The sequence below is a fragment of the Bradyrhizobium sp. 172 genome (genome assembly GCF_023101065.1).
GTDB classification, from domain to species: Bacteria; Pseudomonadota; Alphaproteobacteria; order Rhizobiales; family Xanthobacteraceae; genus Bradyrhizobium; species Bradyrhizobium canariense_D.
The window spans coordinates 4397647-4421217 of the sequence record NZ_CP064701.1 but is presented as its reverse complement, the minus strand read 5'-3'; the positions used below and the strand labels follow the sequence as shown (position 1 = coordinate 4421217).

Genomic DNA, 23571 nt, shown 5'->3' with positions numbered 1-23571 from the left:
ATTACGCTCGTTGGCATAACTGAATTAATCGAAGCTGCGCCTGCCAAGAAGGCCGCTTTCCATTGCAAACCCGAGCAACAGTGAGGCCGCGTTGAACCTAAACGCCGGCGGTCCCGACCAATGTCTACTGGAGGATTGCGGTTTCCAGTTCCAACGTGGCGCCACTGAGCATTATTGGGCTTGGTGGCGTTTTCGTTTAGGGGGAATTTCGAAACTCAGAGCGGCCTATTTCGGCCTCGATAGGGCGCTGGCCTGTTTCCCACCTCAGTGGCCCGGTTTGATTTTAGCCCCGTCCTGCCTTTCTTTGTCGCAATCGCTCAGCTTGTCCAAGGCATCAGTGGCTTAACCCACATATAGGGCGTAGACTCAGCCGATCACCGCCCCGCCATCGGCATCTATCGGTGACTGAGAGTATCGCGCTCCCGCCTCCTACCCGGAGAGCACCATGCGCACCAAAGCCGTACAACCCAAATTGTCGTTGCAGAATAGGCTTATGCTCGAGGCTAACCGCCTCGAAGGCGATGCAAACAGGCTGCCCCATGGCCCCCTTCGGGAAGCTATGATCCGCGCAGCGGACTAACCGAAAGTGCGCATCGAATCGAGAATTGGCTGTCCTCGGCAAGTCTACGAGCGCCAACGTGATCAACGATCGGCTGTCGTATTCGTCTTCCTGCATCTCAGCGAGGTCCGAGACGAGCCAGAAAGGGAAGGGCATCCAGGGCAGCCCTGCGGCTTCAGCCCGTTATCGCAGCCTGCCGAGCCACAGCGCGGCGAGGGACTGGCGACTGCGCACGGCGAACTTGGCGTAGATCGACTTGACGTGGAAATGCGTGGTGTTCGGACTTTGCTCGAGCTTCTGCGCGATCTGCCTTTCCGTGTCCCCGGCGAGCAGTCCGAGCAACACGCGGCGTTCAGCGGGTGTGAGGGGCGCGTTGGCGATGAGCAGTCCGTGGCTGAGCAATTGTTGACGGTGAAACCATCTCAAGGCGCGCATCACGAAGCCCAGACGCTGGCCGTCCTGTGCCGTAAAGCGGGGTTGCTGCGCATCACGAAATACGAACAGGCGAATCCTCAAATCGTCATTGAGCGCAATGCGCACGGAGATGCTGTCGGCGAAGCCGACGTCCAGATAGTGGCGCCGATAGTGCTTCCCCTTGAACCATTCCGGCGGCAGCGTTTCGAACAGCAGGCGGACGCGGAACGGCTCGTCGCCCGACATTGACAAGATCTGGGACAGGTCGACGTCGTCGGACCAGAGCGTATCGTACTGCTTCTGCACGGATGCCGCCACCGCCGGTATCGGGTCCAGCACCCTGACGAGACGCGGACGCCAGCCGAGCAGGGGATCGGTCCGCTTCGGCGAAGGCAATCGCACGACCACGCCCCACAGCACATTGCGTGCCGACAACATGGTGCGCAGTGCGGACAGCAGGTGGGTCAGCGCAGCGTCACTGTCGGCGACCGAGAAGTCGGCCAGCTGATCCCAGAGCGCATAGACGTCTTGATTTAGCGGATCGATGGGATCCGTGGAGAGATGCATGTCATTTCCAGATTGTGCCGGCCGCCGAGCTCAGAGGCGACCCCAGAGGCCTCCGACCTGCGCGAGCATACATAAAGTACAGCGAACCACCTTTCCAGGTAGTTCTCAGATGCACAAAATGGCGCGATATCGGCCCGGTTACCGGGAATACAGATTCTCTCAGCGTAACGACATTGGGAGATCGACGATGCGTACAACGACGGGCGCGCGCCGGCCTAAAAGGCCTGGCGAAGGCCGGACGGAGAGGCGACGGCGGCGCGGTTTTTTCCTCGCCCTGTCATCCGCGGTGCTGCTGATTACACTCTCAGCCTTTGCGCAGCATCCACCGGCAAGGGTGTCGATCCGCCCCGGGCGTTAGCGTTCCCTGATCAAGCCGCTTTTGTATGCATTTCCGTCGTTCTCCGAAGTTGATCTGCATGGAAATCTCATGATCCGGCCAGCCTGCCGGGTTTCTGATCGGCTCGTCGAGTCAGAAGAGCACGGCATCGTCGCTTTCATCATCTCGGCACTGCATGCGTCGCGGCGCCGCCTGGCAAGCCGCGTCATACGCCAATGTGAGCATTTGCTCGGAAACGAAGCCAAAAAACGTCCGGAGAACAAGAATGGTGACGAGCAGAGCGACGCAAACAAAATTGGCGGCCCGATCCCATGCCCACAATGAAACGGGCTGGCTGCTGGCAGTCGCCGCCGCATTCCTCATCGTGCACGCCGCCGCCTGGATCATCTGCGGACATGTTTCGAGCAACGAGGGCGCGCATTCCCAACCTGAGCCGATATGCCTGTCGTGCGATTGACGGCGCTCCTGGATTGCAAACCGATCCGCGGAGTCGATGCGCCGGCGCTCATAAATCGCAGCGAACCACCTTTCTAGGTAGTTCTCAGACCCCTCGTGTGACGCGATATTCGGCGCGGTGACTGGGAAGACGGATTCTCTCTGCGTAACGACATAGTTGAGCGGGCCTCCGCAGAACTTAAGCGCGTGCAGAACACGTTGCCGATATACCACCCCGCCTCGCAATCGTCGCGCCGTGACGATTGTTTGCCGTTTTCAAGGATCCAGCCATGCAACGCTTTTCTGTTTCGTGCTCCGGTCGCGAGACATTCCCTGTCGTCGACACGGCAAACAAGAGCGTTTCTGGAGTTACGTCATGAAGGTCAAGCTCGGTTCGACGACGCGGCTGCAAAACAGCAGCAGCATTCACAACAAGATGTCAGGTGGGGCAATGTCGGGCTTTGGACGGTTTTCGAACGGACGGGCCGCGCTGCTGGGTTTGGCATCAACCGGATTGGTCGGGATCGCGGTCCCGGCGTTGGGACAGGATGCGACCTGGCTGGCCAACCCTGGCACTGCCGACTACAACACCGCCGCAAACTGGGCCCCGGCGACGGTGCCAGTCGGCACCGCATTGTTTGGCAGCTCGAACACGACCGCGCTGACGCTCTCGGCCGACACCACGGTCGGCGGTTGGACCTTCAGTCCAGGCGCCTCGAACTATGTTCTCGACAACCACAACTTCCTTCAAACTCTCACTTTCAGCGGTGCCGGCATTAGCGTTCAGGGCGGCAGCGCCACGATCACCAACAGCGGCTTCCGGAGCTCCATCGCTTTCAACGGCAGCAGCTCGGCGGGCGGCGCCACCATCACTAACACTGCAAACGGCATCACGATCGGTTTCAACGACAGCAGCACGGCCGGCAGCGCCACCATCACCAACAGCTTCAGCAGCACCATCAGTTTCGCTAACAGCAGCACGGCCGGCAGCGCCACGATCATCAACCGCAATGGCTCGCTCGTTTTCAGCGACGGCAGCTCGGCAGGCAGCGCCGCCATCACCAGCATCGTCGGCGGCTCCGTTGCCTTCAACGGCACCAGCTCGGCGGGCAGCGCCACCATCAACGGGGCAGCCGGTAGCGTCGTCATTTTCCGCAACAGCAGCACGGCCGGCAGCGCAGCCATCAGCGCTAGCGGGGTACTGCAATTCCGCGACAGCAGCACGGCCGGCAGCGCCGGCATCACCAATAGCAATCTACTGCAATTCCGCGACACCAGCACCGCCGGCAGCGCCATCATCGCCAGCAGCAACGGCCTTACATTTGCCATGAGCAGCACGGCGGGCAACGCAACTATCGCTATCAGTGCCGGGTCGTTGGTGTTCTCGAACACCAGCACGGCCGGCAGCGCCGCCATTACCAACGGTGGCGGGTTCGACTTCCTGGACGCCAGCACCGCCGGCAGCGCCACCATCATCAACAACAACGGGCTGCAATTCGCTGACACCAGCACAGGCGGCAGCGCCACCATCATCAACAACGGCAGCCTGGAATTCGCTAACTTCGCGACGGGCGGCAACGCCGCCATCACCAACGGCGCTTCGAGCGTTACGGATTTCAGCGACTCGACAGGGCCCAACAATGATCACAAGCTCAGCGCCGGCTCGATCAATGGCGCCGGGCTCTTCAGCCTTGGTCAGAACGAATTGACGGTCGGCGGCAACAACCTCTCCACCAACGTCACCGGTGTCATTGCCGACGGTGGCGCTGTCGGCGGCACCGGCGCCTCACTCGTCAAGGTTGGTACCGGCACGATGACGCTGTCCGCTATCAACACATACACCGGCGCGACCACCGTGAACGGCGGCACGCTGGCGGTCAACGGCGATATCACCTCGGCAAGCGGCGTCACCGTGAATTCCGGCGGCACGCTCGGCGGCAGCGGCATCGTCGGCAACACCAACGTCAACGGCGGCACGCTGGCGCCTGGCAATTCGATCGGCACGCTGACGGTGAGCGGCAGCCTGACATTGACGGCGGCATCGACCTATCTGGTGCAGATATCGGGCGCATCGAGCGACATGACGGTTGTGACCGGCACCGCCAACCTTGCGGGCAAGGTCACGGTCGATCCGCTGGCGCGCATCAGCGCAACCACCACCTACACCATCATGATCGCGGGCACCGTCAACGGCACCTTCGACACGGCGGGCGTTCTCGCCGGCAACAGTTTCGCCCGCAATGCGCGGGTGAGTTATGTCGGCAACGAGGTATTACTGACGGTCGATCCCGGCCTGCTGTCGCCGAACCTGCCCGCCAATGCCAATATCAACCAGAAGAACGTCGCGGCCGGAATCGACAATGCGCTCCTGGCCGGCGCCAACATGCCGGCGGGCTTCAACGCGCTGTTCGCTCTGACCGGCTCCGGTCTCGCCACCGCCCTGACGCAGGTCTCCGGCGAAACCGCGACCGGGTCGCAGCAGTCCACCTTCAATGCGATGAACCAGTTCATGGGGGTGATGACCGATCCGTTCATCGCCGGGCGCGGTGACGGTGCAACCGCCGGCGGCAACGCAACCGGTTACGCCGACGAGCAAGCGCTCGCCTATGCCGCGAGGAAGCGCAGCCCGAACGACGCGCTGGCGGCGATCTATACCAAGGCACCAGCTGCGGTGCCGTTCCAGCAGCGCTGGAGCGTGTGGGCGGCCGGCTTCGGCGGCTCGCAGAAAACCGACGGCAACTCGATCGCCGGCTCGAACAACACCAGCAGCAGCCTCTATGGCACCGCTGTCGGCGCCGACTATCGCATCTCGCGCGACACGCTGGTCGGCTTTGCACTTGCCGGCGGCGGCACCAATTTCAGCGTCGTCAACGGCGGCGGCGGACGCTCCGACCTGTTCCAGGCCGGCGCCTTCGTGCGCCACACGGTGGGCGCGGCTTATCTCTCCGGCGCGCTGGCCTATGGTTGGCAGGACATCACCACCGATCGCACCATCACCATCGCCGGCATCGATCGCCTGCGCGCGCAGTTCAATGCCAATGCCTGGTCCGGCCGTGTCGAGAGCGGCTACCGCTTCGTGGTGCCCGTGATCGGCGGGATTGGCTTCACGCCGTATGCGGCAGGCCAGTTCACCACCTTCGGCCTGCCGGCCTATGCGGAAGGTGTCGTCTCGGGCGCCAACACCTTTGCACTCGCTTATAATGCGAAGAGCGTGACCGACACGCGCAGCGAACTCGGCGTCCGCGCCGACAAATCCTTTGCCATGCAGAGCGCGATGCTGACGCTGCGCGGCCGCGTGGCCGGGGCGCATGATTTCAATCCCGACCGCGGCATCGGTGCGACGTTCCAGACGCTGCCGGGCGCCAGCTTCTTCGTCAACGGCGCGGCGCAGGCTTCCGACTCCGCGCTGGTCACGGCATCCGCCGAAACCAGATGGATGAACGGCTGGTCGACCGCCGCGACATTCGAAGGCGAGTTCTCCAGCGTGACGCGCAGCTACGCCGGCAAGGGCGTGGTGCGATATGCGTGGTGAACCCCTCGGGTGGCAGCGGTGCCGTTGGAAACGATCAAGCAGTGCCATGACTTGATGACGCTCGGCGTGAACTACAAGTTCGACTGAACTCCGTTCGCGGGACGGACCGCTTCGACGTCACGGCGCCGGGCAGGCCGCTCCGGTCTTCACCCAGGCCTCGACCAGCGCGCCGGCCTGCTGTTGCGTGCCCGGCACGGGCGAGCGGCCGAAGCCGGGCTTCCAGGCCCAGCCGACGAGGGTGTCCTTGCCGATATGGTCGATCAGGTCTTCCACCTTGCGCCCGCCATTGCGCGCGGGATCCCTGATCTGCTCGCAGATCTCGCCGACGGTCTTGCCCTCCCAGGCCATCTCGCGCGGGGCGAGATGCCATTCGGGATGGCCGGGTATGCGGCCGGGCTCGAAATTGGCCTTCTGGTGGCAGGTGTTGCAGCGCATCGCCTCGAGCCCGTGGCCGTCAGCGCCGCGCGTCACCGGCGGCTGATGCAGGCGGGCATTGTCGCCCTGGTGCGGCCTGTCGCCGGCCGGATGGCAATTGGTGCAACGCGGATGCGTCAGCACCTTGCCGAGCTCGGTGAAGATTGCGGCCGAGCGCTTCTCTGTGTCGCCGATCGAGGCAAAGCTCTCGGGCGAGGCGAGGGCGTGACCTGCCGTCTCCGACGCCGCGTAGCCTGCACCGAAACTGCCGGCGAGGGCGGCGACCACGGCAATCATCTTGAACCGCACGTCGGAGATCATGATGCGCGTCACTTGGTGGCCATGAGGTAGCGCTTCGAGTCGGCGAGGATCACGTCGCGCACCGCCTCGTGATATTTGACGTAGCCGGTGCAGCGACAGAGATGACCGTCGAGCGCATCCGCGATGGTTTGCTCCAGCGCCTCGCGCGCGACCGGTGTCCGCGACAGGCGCTCCAGCAGGACCTGGCCCTCATTGAGGAAGCCGGCGGTGCAATAGCCGCACTGAAAGGCGAAATGCTCGATGAAGGCCTTTTGCAGGGTCGAGAGCTCGCCGTCCCGCGCGTGCCCCTCGACGGTGCGGATCGACTTGCCGTCGAAATTCACGGCCGGCGCGACGCAGGTCGGGCTGGTGGTGCTGGTGCCGTCGGGCGCATCGATGATGACGGCGCAGCTCAGGCATTGCGCGGCGCCGCAGCCGAACTTGGTGCCGGTCATGCCCAGCATCTCGCGCAGAAAATCGTTCATCGAGAGATCGTCGCGGACGTCCATCGGGCCGTGCTTCTGGCCGTTGATGGTGAGGCTGAGGGTCGTCACGCGAGCACTCCCTTCAATAGGCTTGCGGTGACCGGCAGCGCACGGAAGCGATGGCCGGTGGCGTCGTGGATGGCGTTGATCAGCGCCGGCACGATCGGGATCATCACGACCTCCGCCATGCCCTTCGGCGCTTCGTCCGGTACTAGCGGCTTCAGCATCTCGATCTCGAGATCGCGGAGCGGCAGGTCGGAGCCGCGTGCGACCAGATAGCGCCCGAGATTCCATTCGCCGTTGCCGGGGCCGCCCTCGAACGGTGGGAGGGTTTCGAGCAGCGCGTAGCCGACGCCCATGGCGAAGCCGCCCTGGGCCTGGCCCATCACGACCTCGGGCACGAGCGCGGTGCCGCATTCGAACACACTGTAGGCCTTGGCGATGCGCAAGCTCCCGGTTGCGCGCTCGATCTCGACGCGGACGACCGTCCCGCACATCGAGGTGTAGGCGGTGCCAATCCGGTTGTTGTCGGTCGGCGGAATCTTGACGCTGGTGCGGTTGATCCGCTCGAACTTGCCGTTGCCTTTGCGGATCGCCAGCGCATCGATCTCGGCGCGGTATTGCTCGCCGGACACCGGGAAGCGTGCCCGCGACCACGCCCAGCGCGAGAAGCTGTGCGCAACCGCACCGGTGACGAAGCCGCGCGCGTGAGCTGTTGCGGCCAGTACCGGCAGCGCCAGCGGTTCGAGGCCGGGCATGGTGAGCTGGCCGTTCTGCCAGCTTGCGGCGTCCCATTGCCCCGCGCGCCGATCGGTCTTTGCGACGCGCCACAGCTCAAGCGCCGCGGGCCACAGGCCGAAGCGGAAAATCACGCGGGCGGCTTCCGCGGCCGAATGCGTGCCGACATGCGCGCCGATCGAGGAGCTCGTCGGCGAGCTGATCGCGGGCACCCAGCGCGGATTTTTCTCCGCGGCGTCCTGGGTCTTCTGGTCCATGGTGGAGGGATCGCCTGATGTGACCAGCCCGAGCATGTCATAGCTGTCGACGCGAGCGACCGAGACCTCGTCGGCGATGGCGCCGAGATGGCCGGCGACCCGGTTGGCCAGCGCCGTCCCGATGCCGTTGCCCATCTCGACGTGATCGCAATAGATGACGATCCTGCCGTCGGGGGCGAGCTCAACGCGTCCGAGCGAGCCGTCCGCACCGGAGCCATAGTCTTTCGTCACGCAGGCAACGCCGGTGCCGACCAGCCGATCCGACGAGGTCTGCTTGAACTGTGCCCGCTGCTGCCAGATCGGGTGCTTCTCGAGCTTGTCGAGGATTTCGGGCGTGCGCACCGAGACGATGTAGGGATTGCCCGTCATGGTCCGACCGTTCTGCGGCAGCGCGTTACGCCGCCGGAATTCGATCGGGTCGCGCTTGAGCTCGGAGGCGGCTTCGTCGATCAGGACCTCCAGCGCCGTCATGGCTTGCAGGATGCCGTAGCCCCGCATCGAGCCTGCGCTCACGCCGCGCGAGTGCACCGCGACGGTCCTGACGTCGACCTTCGGAATGTCGTAGATGCCGATCGCGCCGGTGGCTGCGACGACGGCGACGCTGGCCGAGAAATGGGCGAGCCCGCCGCCGTCGAGCACGTGATCGGCAGCGAACCCCTTGATCTTGCCGGTCGCGCGATCGATGCCGATGCGCGAGCGCATCTTGATCGCGTGGCGTTTGATGCCGGCCTGAAACTGCTGGTAACGGTCATGCGCCAGCCGCACCGGCTTGCCGGGAAAGCAGACCGCCGCGAGCGCCACATACAGAATGAAAGGCGTGTGATCGCGGCCACCAAAGCCGCCGCCGACATGGGCGAACTGCGCGTTGATGTGTGCCGGCTTGTAGGGCGCGCGGGCCTTGCCGAAGAGATGCGCGATCGACTCCGCCGCTTCGTAGGGCGACTGGACGCCGAGCAGCAGTTCGAGATTGCCGCCCTTGCCGTCGTACCAGGCGAGCCCGCATTCCGGCTCCAGGAACATCGGGTCGACCGATTGCGTCTCGAACTCGCGGTCGAGCACCAGCATGGATGGGTCATCCGCTGCAAGCTCGGCGCGGATCTGCTCGCCATATTTCGCCGCCTTGGCGTAATCCGCCGGCGTGTCCTTCGCGAGCGGCGACCACACCGGCAGCGCCGCGCTCTGCACCTTCTTGGGCGAGACCCAGCCGGCCTGGAGCGGCGAATAGACGTCCGGTTGGTCAGGCGAGGGACCTGCCACGCGGGTGAAGCGGAAGGCCCCGTAATCGGGCACCACGACAGGCCCGGTCTCCTCGCCGAATTGGACGAACGTGCCGTCGCGGAGCGCGAGACGCGCCTGGTCGAAGGCATCGAACTTTTCGAAGATCAAAAGCGCGACCGGCTGCCCGAGATAAAGCGGCGTCTTGCCGATCGGACAGAACAGGTCGCCCGCATAGAATTCCGGCACCTGCGTCCCGATCCGATCGAGATCGGCGGCTGTCACTACCACCGACGGCTTGAGCGCGCCGCCGAGGCGGCCGAGGTCCAGCCCGGTATAGACATGCGTGGCGTCATTGGCGCGGACCAGGATGGCGTGCGAGGTGGCTTGCGGCCAGCCCGGCAGGTCGTTGGCGCGGAAGTCGGACGCGTAAAGCTTCGCACCGGTGACCTTGGCGACGCCGTCGACACGGCCGGCGCCCGTTGTCGCGGGATTGAACTTGCCGCGTCCAGGCAGCGTTTCGTGCGCTGCGAAGGGAACGCCCGCCGCGGACGCCAGATGTGACAGGCTGACCGAGATGCCTCCCGCCGATAACCACTTCACGAACTCACGTCGCGAAGGCGTCATGATCAGATCCTTGGACAGAGTTTCGAGAACATCGGGATGCTGGCAGCATTCGATGTACGCAGGCCACGGACCCGCGCGAGCGCCGAATCCGTTACGATTCATTGACGATAGAACGGGCGAGGAGGTTTACAACCAATGAATGTGATACGCTTACGGCTCGAATTGCGGTTTCGAGCTTGCTTTAAAATCGAATCGAACGGAAGACCGTCAGGCAACAGGGGGCGAAATGCAAATGCAGCACGATTCGAACGGTGCAGCTTCAGTCACCAGCGTGACAGGGACTATGACATTGTCGCGCCGCCAGTTGCTCGATTGCGGTCTCAAAGCCGGCGCGTTGTCGCTGTTCGCAGGTGCCGCGAACGCCCAGCACGCCGTGCACGACCATGCTGGCATGTCCCACACCGCGGACATGTCGCCGACCATGGGGATGGTCGCTGAAACGCCCGTTCCTGCCATGGACCAGGCGCTGGTCGAGCCCGAGGTGCGGCGGTCCGTCAATGGCGTGCTGAGCACGACGTTGCGGGTCGGCTACGCCTATCGCCAGATCGGCGGCGTCCGGCTCTATGTCAGATCCTATGACGGCGGCAGCCCCGGCCCGACCTTGCGCATGAAGCCCGGCGAAACCCTGCGCATCAAGATGATCAACGATTTGCCACCGAACCGCGATGGATTGCCGGCCGACATCAGCCATCCGCACCAGTTCAACAACACCAATTTCCACTTCCACGGCGCGCATACCAGCCCGAGCGGGATTTCCGACAACGTCATGCGCTCGATGGCGCCGGGCCGCAGCTACAACATCGAAATCACCCTGCCGGCCGACCACACCAGGGGCACCTACTGGTATCACCCGCATCACCACGGCAGCGCCGACATCCAGATGTCCTCCGGCATGGTCGGCGCCGTCGTCATCGAGGGCGATTTCGCCGACGTCCCCGAGATCGCGACAGCCCGCGAACGCCTCATGGTGCTGACCCAGGTGGTCTACGATGCCAACGGCATGGTCGAAAATTTCGAGACGCTGTTTCCCGAGACTGCGACGCGCTTTCTCGCCATCAACGGCCAGCGCCGGCCAATGATCGAGATGCGGCCCGGCGAGGTGCAGCGTTGGCGCATCCTCAACGCCGCCTATCAGGACGACATGCTGCTCGACCTCGAAAAGCACGATCTGCATGCGATCGCCTATGACGGCATCCAGCTCGGTGCCATGCAGCCGCTCAAGCAGGTCCTGATCGCGCCGGGGCAGCGCGCCGACATTCTGGTGAAAGCAGGCAGCCCCGGCACCTACGCCTTCAACGCGGCGCCCTACGACCAGGGGCATCCTTCGCCGGTGGGGCCTCTGGCGCGGGTCGTGGTGTCAGGCGCGCCGATGGACATGCAGCTGCCGCGCGCCCTGCCACCAGCGCCGCTCGCGACCATCAAGGACTCCGAGATCACCAACCGCCGCAAGGTGGTGCTGTCGGCCACCGCGCCGGAGGCCGATGCCGCCGGCCATTGGCAGGAATTCGAGTTCTCCGTCGACGGCAAGAAGTTCGACCCCGGCCGCATCGATCAGCGGGTCAAGCTGGGCGCGGTCGAGGAGTGGACCATCGTCAATACGCATGAGCATGACGACCACGTCTTCCACATCCACACCAACCCGTTCCAGGTGATCTCGGCCAACGGCAAGGCGCTGGCGGTGCCGGAATGGCGGGATTCCGTGATCGTGGAGCGCAAGGGCGGCGTGGTCGTGTTCCGCTCGCGCTTTATCGATTTCACCGGTGTCTACATGCTCCACTGCCACATGATGAACCACGAGGAGATGGGCATGATGCAGACGGTCGAGGTCTACAAGCCGTAAGCTTCTGGGAGGACGCCTCTCACCAGGCGTATCTGACCACGCCCTTGCCGGCGTAGGAGCGCGTGACCTCGGAGAACTCGCCCTCGAAGGTGCCTGCCGCAGACCAGCCGTTCATCCATTTCATTTCGAGGGACGCCGTCGTCAGCGCGGACTCGCTGGCCTGCCTTGCGCCGTTGACGGTGAAGCTGGCGCCGGGCAGCGCCTGGAAGGTGGAGTTGATGGCGTGGTCCGGGTTGAAGTCGTGCGCCCAGGCCGCACGGCCTCGCAGCGAGAGGATCGCGTTCGGCATCGCCCAGGATCTGTCGGCGCGGACGCCGAGTTCGCTTCGGGTGTCGGTGACGCTCTTCGAGCCGTAGGCCAGCGCAAAGGTGTTGGTGCCGGAGACGACGGACTCGGCGTAGGCCGGCAGGTCGAAGGTGGTGAACTGCCCGGCCGCATAGGGCGTGAGGCCGACGCCGCCGATCCACGGCGTCACGAAGCGGTAGCCGCCTTCGAGGCGTCCCGACCAGGCGTTCGCATTGAACTGCGCGCGCAGGTGATCGACGCCGGCAATCGTCACGGTGCGGTCAGTGGTGACATCCTGCCAGCCATAGGCCAGCGCGCCCGAGACGTAGGCCGCGCCGAGCGTGTGGCGCACGAAGGCGCCGGCCTGGAACAGGTCGGAGCGACCGCTGCCGCCATTGACGACGTTGAAACTGCTGCCGCCACCGGCGAGCGCAAAGCCTGCGACGGTGTTGGGTGAAAGGATATAGTCGGCACCGGCCGCCATGCCGAAGATGCGGCTGGTGCTGGTGTTGGAGCCTGCCGCGAGGTTGCCATCGGTGGTTTGCGCGCCGCCGAAGCCGGCCGCCCACACGCTCCAGCGCGGATCGTAATTGCTCCGCAGCGGCGCCTTGCTGTAGATCGCGGCATAAGCGTCGCGCTCGTTCTTGCTGCGCGGCTTGCCTGACGAGGCGTAGGCGTTGGCGGCAACATTATCCTCGGCATAGGCCGGCGCATGGACGCCGTCGCCGCGTCCGGGCGTGAACGGATCGGTCATGATGCTCATGAACTGGGTCATGGCGTTGAAAGTGGTCTGCTGCGACCCCGTCGCGGTCTCGCCCGAGGCCTGGGTCAGGCCGGCCGGTGTCAGCCCGCTATAGACCAGCGGAATGCCGCCATTGGTGTTGAAGTAGCCGACGATGGCATTGCCGACCCCGTTCTGGTTGCCAGTCAAACTGCCGCCTGGCGGGACGAAGTTCAGGACCAGGTTCAGATAGGCGTGGGTGGGATCATAGCTCAGCGTCGTATGGAAGTTCGTGGGCAGGTTGGTGTCGACCACCGCTCCGAACGTGCCGCTGACGCTGCCTGCTGTGAGGATCGTGTACTGCGTGGCGACGTAGCTGCCATTGGCGTAGGTCGCGTTCACCGTGGCGCCGCCGAGCGTGGCCGAACCCGTCACGCCGATGAAGCTCGAAGTCGTCGGATTGATCTGCACCATGTAGATGGCGCCGGACTGAAGGGCGAGACTGCCGGTTACGTTCAGCGACGTGCCTGCGGCGCCGTTGCCCGCCGCCAGGGTGCCGCCGGTGTTGATAACCGTATTGCCGACGGTGCCGACGCCCGACAGCGTGGCGCCGCTGCTGACGGCGGTCAGCACCGACGATGCGATCGAGCCGTTCACCACAAGCTCGCCTGCGTTGACAGTCGTGCCGCCGGTGTAGGTGTTGGTGCCCGACAGTGTCAGCGTGCCGGTGCCCTGCTTGGAGACCAATCCGCTGCCGCCGATGGCGCTGCCAAAGGTGACCGCATCCGAGCGGTTGAAAATTAGCGCCGCGTTGTTGGTGATGTTGCCGAGGACCGAGCCTGTGGTGCCGCCGTTGCCGATCTGCAAGGTTCCAGCGGAAATCGTGGTGCCGCCAGCGTAGGTGTTGGTGCCCGACAGCGTCAGCATGCCGGTGCCGGTCTTGACCAGCGCACCGCCGATTCCTTGGATCGTACCAGCAACTGTGGTCGACTGGTTGTTGCCGCCAACCGTGATCGTTTTTGTGCCAAAGTTGAACGTGCCCGTGCCACTGATCGAGCCGGCAGTCGTCCCCGCGGATGTTAGGGTCGAGAAATCAACGACACTGCCCGCAAAAGTCCTCAGAGTGGCATTGCCGCCACTGCTCGTATCGAAAAACTGGACCAATTGCAGGGTGACATCGGCGCTGCTGGCTGTGCTGTTATTGAAGAATTGCAGAACGCCACTGCCGTTGAATGCGGCGCTGCCGGCGCTGCTCGCGTTGCTGAACGTGGCGGTGCTGTTCACCAAGATCCTTGCAGTGCCGGCTGAGCTGGTGTCCTTGAACACCACAGCGGGGCTGCCGCTGAAGGCGTTGATTTGCGCGTTCCCGGCCGTGCTAGAATTGTTGAAATAGATCCTGTTGGCAGCGCCACCGCCGCCTAAGCTAATGCGGGAATTACCGGCCGTGCTGGTGTCGTAAAAGTTGACGCTGCCGCCGTTCTGGATGTCAAATTGAGTTGCAGGAGCAGCTCCTGCGCCGGCCGTGCTGCTGTTGTAGAAATTCAGAGCATTTGTGTCGTTGCGTATAAAGACTTGGCCGCCCTGGGCATTGATACCAGCGTCGATGAAGGAAAGAGACCGGCTATTGGTGAAGTGGTAAGTCGACGCGCCGCTGTTGAAGGTCCAGCCGCCGAAGCTGGCGTCGGCCGAGAATGAAACTGCCGTCGTGCTGGAGGTGCCAAAGAACGCGGTGCCAGTTGGCACCACGGCCGGGCTCCAATTGGCGGCGGTGTTGAAGTCGCCCGTGCCTGGGCTGGTCGACCAGGTCGAATCTGCGGCCTGCGCCGCCGCCGTACCGGCCAGCGTCGCCGCCAAGGCAGTCGAAGCCAGCCACGCTGCCCGCTTGGTTGAAATCCGCCGAAATCCCGACACTTGCCCACCTGACGTCTTGTTGACTGCCAGGCCATTGGCGGCACGACATGGCGACGCTATCGGAGTGGAACCCCTGGAACAATGAACCGTTGTTCGCAGCCGAGGCCATTGCTGGCGGCGTGCGTCATTTCAGCCACAGGCAGCAACTTCGGCGTGCGGCCAAGGTCTCTCCGAGCAGACAACACGGGCTCGGCCAGGCTTCCCCTGGCGGCCTGCATGGCCTATGACGCTGCAACGCAACAATCCCCCAAAAAGACCTCATGATCCGCCTCGACAACGTCAGCAAGCAAGCCGGCCACCAGATCCTGTTCATCGAAGCGTCCGCCGCCCTCAACAAGGGCGAGAAGATCGGGCTCGTCGGCCCGAACGGCGCGGGCAAGACCACGCTGTTCCGGATGATCGCCGGCGAGGAACTGCCCGATGAGGGGCAGGTCTCGACCGATCGCGGCATCACCATCGGCTATTTCAACCAGGATGTCGGCGAGATGGCCGGCCGCAGCGCCGTGGCCGAGGTCATGGACGGGGCGGGACCGGTGAGTGCGGTGGCCGCCGAGCTGCGCGAGCTCGAGACCGCGATGGCCGATCCCGACAAGGCCGACCAGATGGACGAGATCATCGCGCGGTACGGCGAGGTGCAGCACGCGTTCGAGGAGCTCGACGGCTACGCGCTCGACGGCCGTGCGCGCGAGGCGCTATCCGGCCTCGGCTTCAGCCAGGAGATGATGGACGGCGACGTCGGAAAACTCTCCGGCGGCTGGAAGATGCGCGTGGCGCTGGCGCGTATTCTCTTGATGCGTCCCGACGTCATGCTGCTCGACGAACCCAGCAACCATCTCGATCTAGAAAGCCTGATCTGGCTGGAGAAGTTCTTGCACGACTACGAAGGCACGCTGCTGATGACCTCGCACGACCGCGAGTTTATCAACCGCGTGATCTCGAAAGTGGTCGAGATCGATTCCGGCTCGCTTACGACCTACGCCGGCAATTACGAATTCTACGAGCAGCAGCGGGCGTTGAGCGAGAAGCAGCAACAGGCGCAGTTCGAGCGCCAGCAGGCCATGCTCGCCAAGGAGATCAAATTCATCGAGCGGTTCAAGGCGCGCGCATCTCATGCGGCGCAGGTTCAGAGCCGGGTGAAGAAGCTCGACAAGATCGAGCGGGTGGAGCCGCCGCGCCGCCGCCAGACGGTGGCGTTCGACTTCCCACCGGCGCCGCGCTCGGGCGAGGACGTCGTTGCGCTCAAAAAGGTCTTCAAGGGCTACGGCAGCAAGCGGATCTATGACGGGCTCGATTTCATGATCCGCCGCAGGGAGCGCTGGTGCGTGATGGGCGTCAACGGCGCCGGCAAATCGACGCTACTCAAGCTCGTCGCCGGTGCGAGCGAGCCGGACGAGGGCACCGTTGCAGTCGGCGGCAGCGTCAAAATGGGCTATTTCGCGCAGCACGCGATGGATTTGCTCGACGGCGAGCAGACGGTGTTCGAGTCACTCGAATATGCGTTTCCGACCGCGGGGCAGGGCTCCCTGCGCGCGCTCGCCGGCTGCTTCGGCTTCTCCGGCGACGACGTCGAGAAGCGCTGCCGCGTGCTCTCGGGCGGCGAGAAGGCGCGCCTGGTGATGGCCAAGATGCTGTTCGATCCCCCGAACTTCCTGGTGCTGGACGAGCCGACCAACCATCTCGACCTCGCCACCAAGGAGATGCTGATTACGGCGCTGTCGGATTTCGAGGGCACCATGCTGTTCGTCTCGCATGACCGGCATTTTCTCAGCGTCCTGTCGAACCGCGTGCTGGAGCTGACGCCCGAAGGCATCCACCAGTTCGGCGGCGGCTACACCGAATATGTCGCGCGCACGGGGCAGGAAGCGCCGGGGTTGCGGTCGTAGTGATCGGCGGTAGCCCGGATGGAGCGAAGCGTAATCCGGGTTTCGTGCCGCGTGGCTAGTCGTGCGCTGCGGATGGTCCGGCCCCGGATGTCGCTTCGCTCATCCGGGCGACAGGAGTCCGTGGAAATCTCGTAGCCCGGATGGAGCGTAAGCGTAATCCGGGTCAGTCTTCGCGTTCGCCGAAGCTACCAACTATCTCTCCAGCTCCTCCCCAATCGGGCGGAAGCACGCCTTCGCGGACGTAGCGGTGAAGCGATGAATGCGGCCAGTCTGCCGGCGAAGAGACATACCCGTGCTTGGCCGGGTTAAAGTGGATGTAGTCGGCGCAGCGTTCGAAATCGGCGTCGTCACGAATCGTGTGCTCCCAAAACCGCCTTTGCCACAGAGAGAACTCCCCCCGACGATTGCGGGAGATGGGGGCACCTGAAACAGCCAGTTGATGCGTGAAGGAGCTCTTGATCCGCCGCCATCGGCCGGAAAATCAGCGTCATTGTCCGGCAGCGTCATGATGACGTGCAGATGATCAGGGAGGACCACGATTGCTTCGATCGTGAATGGCCTTTCAGCGCGCGCCACCCGGAATGCGTGGCGCAGCTTGTCCACATGATCGACCAACACGGATGATCTTCGATCATCCAGCGTCACGGTGAAAAAGAAGGTCCCACCAGGGAGAAGATTGCGCCGATAGCGAACCACGCGAGCACCTTCCCGGATTACGCTTCGCTCCATCGGGCTACAACCAGATCGAGAGATTTGCAATCCATTCGCTTGCTTGCACGTTTCAGGGGCTCTCGCTACGCTGTTTCAAAAAAGCGGAGCGAAATAGCCATGAAGCAACTCCGGATCGGCGACATCACCATCGATGCGGTGATCGAGCGGGAGGGGCCGTGGCGGCGGCCGCAGGATTTTTTCCCGGCTTATGACGAGGGTGTGTTCAGGCACCATCTGCCGACCATGGAGCCGGAGGTGTTCGATGCCGCGCGCGGCATGATGGTCATCACCTATCAGACCTTCGTGGTGCGCACGCCGCGCTATACCATCCTGGTCGACACCTGCACCGGCGAGGACAAGGGCCATCCGCCGCCGTTCGATTTTCCCGGCAAGGAACGCTGGCGCAACGAGCTGTTCGCGCTCGGCATCGGCTTCGAGCAGATCGACTACGTGTTCTGCACGCATCTTCATATCGACCACACCGGCTGGAACACGACCTTGCGCGATGGCCGTTGGGTGCCGACGTTTCCGAATGCGAAATACGTCTTCCACAAGGGTGAATATGCGGCCTGGGAGGCCGAGCATGCCAAGGGCCGCAACCCGCCCGGCACCGTGTTTCGCGACAATTGCCTGCCGATCGTCGAGGCAGGCCAAGCGCTGCTGGTCGATGACGATTACGCGCTCGACGACACCGTCACGCTGACGCCGACGCCGGGGCATTCGCCCTGCCATTGCTGCGTGAACATCTTTTCGAAGGGGCGCCGCGCGGTGGTCGCCGGCGACCTCATGCATCATCAGATCCAGTGCCGCGAGCCGGACTGGTCGGCCAAGCCGGATTGGGATGCGAAGCAGTCCGCGGTGTCGCGGCGAAAGTTTTTTGCTTCCGTCGCCGACACCGACACGCTGATCCTGCCGATTCATTTCCCGGCGCCGACGGTCGGGCTGATCAGGCCGCTCGGCGCCGCCTTTGATTATCGTTTCAAGCGGGATTGACCACTGGGTCGCCGTCATGGCCGGGCTTGTCCCGGCCATCCACGACCATGGCTGCACGAAACAAAAACGTGGATGCCCGGGACAAGCCCGGGCAAGACGAGTTCGTGGAGCGCCCGCGCGTCGAACGCTTTAGTACGTATAGAACATCCGCTGGATTTCCTTGGTGTCGGTCGTCTTGGTCAGCGCCAGCATCAGCAGAATGCGCGCCTTTTGAGGATTGAGCGTATCCGAGACGACGAAGTCGTGCTCGTCGTCCTTGGCCTCGCCGTTGCGCGCGACGATGCCGTTGCCGACCCGGCTGCTGCGCACGATCACGACACCCTTCTTGCGGGCCTCGTCGAGGGCTGGCTCGACCGCGGGGCGAGCCAGGCTGCCGTCACCGACGCCGGCATGCACGATCCCCTTGGCCCGGGCGGCGACAAACGCGTCGATCGCGACCCGGTTCATGTTGGCGTAGCCGTACACGATGTCGACTTGCGGCAGGACATCGAGGCTGGAGACGTCGAATTCGGAGTCCGCCGTGTGCCGGCGCGTCGATTGACGATAGAAGTACGGCTTGTTGCCCTGCATGTAGCCGAGAAAGCCGAGTTCCGGGGCACGGAAGGTGTCCGCCGTCGAGGTGTTGTTCTTGGTGACATCGCGAGCCGCGTTGATCTGATCGTTGAGAGCAACGAGCACGCCCTTGCCGACGGCCTCGTCACTGCCTGCGAGGATCACCGCATTGAAGAGGTTGATCGGTCCATCCGCGCTGATCGCCGTCGACGGCCGCATCGCGCCGACGACGACGACAGGTTTCTTGCTCTTGACGACGAGGTCCAGAAAATAACTGGTTTCTTCGATCGTATCGGTCCCGTGCGTGATCACAATGCCATCGACGTCGTCCTGCGCGAGCAGCGTGTTGACGCGCTTGGCAAGCTTGAGCCAGTAGTCATTGTTCATGTTCTCGCTGGCGATCTGGAAAACCTGCTCGCCCTTGACGTTAGCCACCGTTTTCAGTTCGGGGACGGCATTCAGGAGCGTCTCAATGCCCACCGTGGCGGCGGTGTAGCCGACCACGGTGGTGCTGCTCGCCCCGCTGCCGGCGATCGTGCCGCCGGTTGCGAGCACCATGACATTGGGCAGTCCCGGGCCCCGCGCGTTCGCGGCTTCAAGTCCGATGAGCAGCGCGAAGAGCAAGCTCATTGCCGCGATGAAGTGATGACGCACTCGAGGTTGCCACATCTTGACGTTCCCTTTGCTAGAAAGCCTTGTCGATGCGCCCCGTTTCGCTCAGCACCGCATGATCGGTCAGTCGAGAGCTCCTGTCTAGGGCGACGCTGCTTTCGGATGATTTGGTCTGGAAGCCGGCACACGGAAACACACACGCGAATGGCCGGGACAAGCCCGGCCATGTGGCAGTTCGTCTGGCGATTGCTCGCTAAAGCAGCAGCGAATTTGCGGCGCCTTACGCGCCCATCTCGCACTTCTTCATAAAGCTGTTCTTGGCGGCGCCGGCGAGCGGCTTGCCCTCGGCGCTGACGGCCTTGGGCGCGCAGGCTTCGGCTTTGCACTTCTTCATGAACGAGGTCTTGGCGGCGCCAGCCAGGGCCTTGCCGTCCTTGCCGACCGCCTTGCTTTCGCAGGTGTCCTCCGCGAGGGCCGAACCCGCTGCGAACGTGGCAACGATCGCAGCCAGGAAAATCCGCTTCATCATGATTGTCTCCCTAAACCAGAAATGGCACGCGGATTGGAGCCGGAAATCGTGGCGCAATCAAGCTGGATGAGCGCCTGCCGCCCGGTCTTGCTGGCGATTTCCGACCGCGGGTACGAAAGGGCCGACGCCTGCTGCACTGCTCGCTGACCGGGACGGGCGATCCTGCTAGCTTCAGGCGAGTTTAGCCGAAAGGGAGCATCGTAATGGAGACCCTGATTGCGAACATGCCGGATGCCGCTTCTGACCGGCATTCTCACCTGGTTCGGCCGCAAGAGATGGAATGGCAGAAGACGCGCTTTCCCGGCTGCGAGGCCAAGACGCTGCTGTTCGATCGCAGCAGCGGTCTGATGACGGCCTTGATGCGCTTTGCGCCGGGATCGGTGCTGCCCGATCACGAGCATGTCGGCGTCGAGCAGAGTTATGTCATCGAGGGCGCTCTCGTCGACAACGAGGGACCGGCCAAGGGGATTACCTGCAAGGCCGGCGAATTCATCTGGCGCGAGGCGGGCAGCCGGCATGCCGCCTGGTGCCCGGAGGGCGCCCTGATCCTGGCGATCTTCCAGGTGCCGAACAAGTTCTTCGAAGCCGACGGCCGCGTCGTCGATGCCGCCGGTCAGGATTGGGACCAAACTTGGGGGCACACCGACGCGCAGCGGGCGGGGAAGGCGCGGTAGGCGGCTCTTCGAAGCTCAAGTGCCGTCATTGATGCTTCTGACGAGCGTGGTGACCTGAACGGCGATCAGCCGCCGCATCTCCTTGCCGTTCCTGGCGGTTTCGCGCAGTCCCCGCATGCCGAACACCAGGCATCGCGCCAGCACCTCCGGCTCGACCGCTATCCCGGCGGCATTCACCTGATCGCGGATGAGGTCGGCGACCAAACACTGGAAGTTGTCGTAGACCTTCCGAACTGCGGGGAAACGGAGGTCGAACAGATCTGCCGAATCGGGATGCGCCTCGATCAGGTCGAAGCCATGCGATCCCCAGGATTTACAGGCGTGGAGCAGCCTGGCGTGAAGGCCGTCGAGGCGCGCGATTGCGGCCCTGATCTCCCGATGCTTCTGCTCGTCCATTCGCTGGATCACCGCCGCGAACACGGCGTCCTTGTCGGGGAAGAGCAAATACAGCGCCGGCCGCGACATTCCCGCCCTGGCGGCGATGTCGCCCATCGTCGTGCGGGCATGGCCGTAGCGGGAGAAGACCTCCGTCGCAGCCTCGACGGCGAGCTCTTCTTTCGAAATGCTGGAACGAGCCATGAGCCTCACAAGCGTCGGAACTGAACGTCGGGTCATATTGACAAAGTATCAATAATTGTCAATATGACCGAAAGCGGCATGAAGCCACGAGAGGTTCTGCGAGATGAACGATGAAGCGCGACTGAAGACCTGGAACACCTATCAGGCGGCGTGGGGACCCATCGATGAGGACGAGCGGCGTCGGCTGCTCGAGCAAAGCGTGGTCGCGGACTGCGTGTATACCGATCCGGGCTCGCAGGTTGAGGGACGCGACGCCTTGATGGCGCGCATCGGTCAAACCCAGCTCAAGTTTCCTGGCGCGCATTTCAGGAATGACAGCTTCCTCGAGCACCATGATCAAGGGCTTTTTCGCTGGACGATGTATGACGGCGCCGGTCGCGTGTTCGTCACGGGCGAGAGCTTCGGCCGTTTCGGCGACGATGGCCGCCTCGTTCAGGCGACGGGCTTCTTCGAGGTGCCCGCTGCCAAGTCCTGAACGCCGGCCGGCGCGGCGGTCGATCCTGCCGCTCCGGATATCGCCCTCAGGCGCCGCGCGCGAGAAGCGCCTTGAAGTCCGCGCGTGCGCGCTGCGCTTCGGCTCGCGCCACCTCGGAGGCGTCGCCGAGGCCGAAATAGCCGTGGATCAGGCCGGGGCCTTCATGATGCTTCACCGGCACACCGGCTGCCTCCAGCGCCCGTGCGTAGGCTGCACCTTCGTCGCGCAGGGGATCGAACCAGGCGGTGGTGACGATCGCGGGCGCGACGCCGGCGAGCGAAGCCGCGCGCAGCGGTGAAACGCGCCAGTCGGTCGCATGAGAGGGATCGGCGAGATAATGACCGCAAAACCACTCCATCACGGCGCGCGAGAGGAAGTAGCCTTCGGCATTCTCGGCGCGCGAGGGGAAGCGTGCGTTCTCGCGCGCGTCCGCATAACTCCCGAGGACGTCGGTCACGGGGTAGACCAGGAGTTGCGCCGCGAGCTTGATGCCGGCGTCGCGGCAGGCGATCGCGGTGGTGGCGGCGAGATTGCCGCCGGCGCTGTCGCCGGCAACGCCGAAGCGTTTTGCATCGCCGCCAAATTCCGCGACGCGGCCAAACACGTCGCTGACCGCGGCAAAGGCGTCCTCGAACGCGCCGGGAAAACGCGTTTCGGGCGGACGGCGATAATCGACGGAGACGACGACCGCGCCCGTCTCGATCGCAAGGTTGCGTGCCTGCCGGTCGTGGGTCTCGAGGTCGCCCGCGACCCAGCCGCCACCATGGAAGAACACCACGGTCGGCGCCGGCGTGGTGCCGACGCGGTAGACCCGTGCATCCAGCGGACCGGCGCCGCCTTTCACCTTGATATCCGCGATGATGTCGACCGGTGGTGGCGCTATGGCCGCGCGTGAGGCAGCCAGTGCACGCAAGGAATCGCGGGCGCTCTGTGGCGTCATCGTCGTGGCATCGCGCATTGGCAGCAGCGGAATGATCTGGGCGATGACGGGATCGAGCGGTGCAGCCATGTTGGCTTTCATGGGATCCTCACAGGGTTCTTGGTCTTGCTTGCGGGTTAGCATAGATATTGCGCGCCGCATCGGCAACCGCTCGCGTGTTGGCGCGCCAGGGGATGAACGGGCAGGGAGGTCTTGAGGTGGAATTCGAAACGCTGGTCCAGTCGCGCCGCAGCGTGCGCGGCTTCAGGAACGAGCCGGTGCCGCGCGCGGTGATCGAAGCGATCATCGACAGCGCCAAGCGTGCGCCCTCGTCGATGAACACCCAGCCCTGGCACGTCCACGTGCTCACGGGCGGTCCGCTGGAACGGCTGCGCCGACGCAACATGGAGGAGATGGTTGGCGGCGCCAAGGTGAAGCGCGACATCGTCAGTCACGGCGAGTATCAGGGCGTGCACCGGACCCGGCAAGTCGACGTCGCCAAGAAACTGTTCGGCGCGATGGGGATCGCGCGCGACGACAAGCCGATGCGGCAGGACTGGGTGCTGCGCGGCTTCCGCCAGTTCGATGCGCCGGTGTCGCTGGTCTTGACCTATGACCGCGTGCTCGATCCCGGCGCGGTCTGCCATTTCGACCTGGGCGCGCTCTGCTACGGCATCGTGCTCGCGGCCTGGGACCGCGGTCTCGGTTCGGTGATCAACGGGCAGGGCATCATGCGCTCTGACATCGTGCGCGAGGTCGTAAACATTCCGGAGGACGAGGTGATCATGACCTGCGTCGCGATGGGCTATCCTGACGACAACTTTGCCGCGAACGCGGTGCGCTCCGATCGCGAGGGCAACGACGATTTCGTGCGCTACGTCGGATTCGCCGAGTAGTGCGGGCAGAGGAGATTATTCTCTCGCCGAAATTTTTGGTGCGGACCGCTTGGCGGCCTCTTGCAATCTCGATCGTGCAGGAGGAACAATGTGCGGACTGAAAGGTTTGAT

20 protein-coding genes and 1 pseudogene are annotated in these 23571 nt (G+C 63.9%); 10 read left to right on the top strand and 11 right to left on the bottom strand.

Annotation, left to right across the window (positions count from 1 at the left end):
- Positions 1-742 precede the first annotated feature (742 nt).
- Entirely contained in the window at positions 743-1540 is a 798-nt protein-coding gene (locus tag IVB07_RS21405) for a helix-turn-helix transcriptional regulator (RefSeq protein WP_204511029.1), read from the bottom strand.
- Positions 1541-1967: 427 nt separating this feature from the next.
- Here IVB07_RS21405 and IVB07_RS21400 point away from each other — a divergent pair, with 427 nt between their 5' ends.
- On the top strand, positions 1968-2201 hold the full coding sequence (locus IVB07_RS21400; protein WP_143274232.1) for a hypothetical protein: 234 nt from the start codon (positions 1968-1970) through the stop codon (positions 2199-2201).
- A gap of 894 nt (positions 2202-3095) precedes the next feature.
- Here IVB07_RS21400 and IVB07_RS21395 read toward each other — a convergent pair.
- On the bottom strand, positions 3096-3710 hold the full coding sequence (locus tag IVB07_RS21395; protein WP_157642964.1) for a hypothetical protein: 615 nt from the start codon (positions 3708-3710) through the stop codon (positions 3096-3098).
- Between IVB07_RS21395 and IVB07_RS21390 the strand changes: the two genes are divergently transcribed.
- Positions 3691-5844 carry an autotransporter domain-containing protein gene (locus tag IVB07_RS21390; protein WP_247362944.1) on the top strand — a complete coding sequence of 718 codons (2154 nt, stop codon included), beginning with the start codon at positions 3691-3693 and terminating at the stop codon, positions 5842-5844. The two genes, IVB07_RS21395 and IVB07_RS21390, sit on opposite strands and share 20 nt — an antisense overlap.
- 117 nt (positions 5845-5961) lie before the next feature.
- On the opposite strand, the gene IVB07_RS21385 is transcribed toward IVB07_RS21390, so the two are convergent.
- From IVB07_RS21385 to IVB07_RS21375, 3 genes are read right to left on the bottom strand one after another with little or no spacing between them, the layout of a single operon-like run.
- The gene (locus tag IVB07_RS21385) at positions 5962-6579 is read right to left on the bottom strand and encodes a hypothetical protein (RefSeq protein WP_018456341.1); all 618 of its coding nucleotides are present in this window, start codon (positions 6577-6579) and stop codon (positions 5962-5964) included.
- An 8-nt stretch (positions 6580-6587) separates the two neighbouring features.
- Entirely contained in the window at positions 6588-7112 is a 525-nt protein-coding gene (locus tag IVB07_RS21380) for a (2Fe-2S)-binding protein (protein ID WP_018456342.1), read from the bottom strand.
- Positions 7109-9880: a molybdopterin cofactor-binding domain-containing protein gene (locus tag IVB07_RS21375; protein ID WP_026233146.1), complete on the bottom strand. Its 2772-nt coding sequence runs from the start codon at positions 9878-9880 to the stop codon at positions 7109-7111. The genes IVB07_RS21380 and IVB07_RS21375 overlap by 4 nt, the downstream gene beginning before the upstream one ends.
- A gap of 232 nt (positions 9881-10112) precedes the next feature.
- Here IVB07_RS21375 and IVB07_RS21370 point away from each other — a divergent pair, with 232 nt between their 5' ends.
- A complete protein-coding gene (locus IVB07_RS21370; protein ID WP_026233147.1) occupies positions 10113-11720 on the top strand; it encodes a multicopper oxidase family protein in 1608 nt (535 codons plus the stop codon).
- Between the two features lie 19 nt (positions 11721-11739).
- Here IVB07_RS21370 and IVB07_RS21365 read toward each other — a convergent pair whose 3' ends face one another.
- On the bottom strand, positions 11740-13653 hold the full coding sequence (locus tag IVB07_RS21365; protein WP_051112997.1) for an autotransporter outer membrane beta-barrel domain-containing protein: 1914 nt from the start codon (positions 13651-13653) through the stop codon (positions 11740-11742).
- On the opposite strand from IVB07_RS21365, the gene IVB07_RS21360 reads away from it, so the two are divergent.
- From IVB07_RS21360 to IVB07_RS21350, 3 genes are all read left to right on the top strand, one after another.
- The gene (locus tag IVB07_RS21360) at positions 13652-14119 is read left to right on the top strand and encodes a hypothetical protein (RefSeq protein ID WP_157642966.1); all 468 of its coding nucleotides are present in this window, start codon (positions 13652-13654) and stop codon (positions 14117-14119) included. The genes IVB07_RS21365 and IVB07_RS21360 overlap by 2 nt on opposite strands.
- A gap of 261 nt (positions 14120-14380) precedes the next feature.
- Positions 14381-14722: a hypothetical protein gene (locus IVB07_RS21355; protein WP_157642967.1), complete on the top strand. Its 342-nt coding sequence runs from the start codon at positions 14381-14383 to the stop codon at positions 14720-14722.
- 175 nt (positions 14723-14897) lie between these two features.
- Positions 14898-16520: an ABC-F family ATP-binding cassette domain-containing protein gene (locus IVB07_RS21350; protein WP_204511036.1), complete on the top strand. Its 1623-nt coding sequence runs from the start codon at positions 14898-14900 to the stop codon at positions 16518-16520.
- 163 nt (positions 16521-16683) lie between these two features.
- Here the strand turns inward: IVB07_RS21350 and IVB07_RS21345 are convergent.
- Positions 16684-17216: pseudogene (locus IVB07_RS21345) on the bottom strand (transposase).
- A 132-nt stretch (positions 17217-17348) separates the two neighbouring features.
- On the opposite strand from IVB07_RS21345, the gene IVB07_RS21340 reads away from it, so the two are divergent.
- Positions 17349-18224 carry an MBL fold metallo-hydrolase gene (locus IVB07_RS21340; RefSeq protein WP_018456348.1) on the top strand — a complete coding sequence of 292 codons (876 nt, stop codon included), beginning with the start codon at positions 17349-17351 and terminating at the stop codon, positions 18222-18224.
- Between the two features lie 129 nt (positions 18225-18353).
- Here IVB07_RS21340 and IVB07_RS21335 read toward each other — a convergent pair whose 3' ends face one another.
- Positions 18354-19445 carry a type II asparaginase gene (locus tag IVB07_RS21335; RefSeq protein WP_026233150.1) on the bottom strand — a complete coding sequence of 364 codons (1092 nt, stop codon included), beginning with the start codon at positions 19443-19445 and terminating at the stop codon, positions 18354-18356.
- A 223-nt stretch (positions 19446-19668) separates the two neighbouring features.
- The gene (locus IVB07_RS21330; protein ID WP_018456350.1) at positions 19669-19917 is read right to left on the bottom strand and encodes a hypothetical protein; all 249 of its coding nucleotides are present in this window, start codon (positions 19915-19917) and stop codon (positions 19669-19671) included.
- A gap of 203 nt (positions 19918-20120) precedes the next feature.
- Between IVB07_RS21330 and IVB07_RS21325 the strand changes: the two genes are divergently transcribed.
- On the top strand, positions 20121-20591 hold the full coding sequence (locus IVB07_RS21325) for a cupin domain-containing protein (protein WP_018456351.1): 471 nt from the start codon (positions 20121-20123) through the stop codon (positions 20589-20591).
- Positions 20592-20606: 15 nt separating this feature from the next.
- Here IVB07_RS21325 and IVB07_RS21320 read toward each other — a convergent pair whose 3' ends face one another.
- Complete coding sequence (locus IVB07_RS21320; protein ID WP_018456352.1) at positions 20607-21170, bottom strand: TetR/AcrR family transcriptional regulator; 564 nt, start codon at positions 21168-21170, stop codon at positions 20607-20609.
- Positions 21171-21273: 103 nt separating this feature from the next.
- Between IVB07_RS21320 and IVB07_RS21315 the strand changes: the two genes are divergently transcribed.
- Positions 21274-21645 carry a nuclear transport factor 2 family protein gene (locus tag IVB07_RS21315; protein ID WP_018456353.1) on the top strand — a complete coding sequence of 124 codons (372 nt, stop codon included), beginning with the start codon at positions 21274-21276 and terminating at the stop codon, positions 21643-21645.
- Between the two features lie 46 nt (positions 21646-21691).
- On the opposite strand, the gene IVB07_RS21310 is transcribed toward IVB07_RS21315, so the two are convergent.
- A complete protein-coding gene (locus tag IVB07_RS21310; RefSeq protein ID WP_026233151.1) occupies positions 21692-22654 on the bottom strand; it encodes an alpha/beta hydrolase in 963 nt (320 codons plus the stop codon).
- A gap of 128 nt (positions 22655-22782) precedes the next feature.
- Between IVB07_RS21310 and IVB07_RS21305 the strand changes: the two genes are divergently transcribed.
- A complete protein-coding gene (locus tag IVB07_RS21305) occupies positions 22783-23460 on the top strand; it encodes a nitroreductase (protein ID WP_026233152.1) in 678 nt (225 codons plus the stop codon).
- Positions 23461-23571 lie beyond the last annotated feature (111 nt).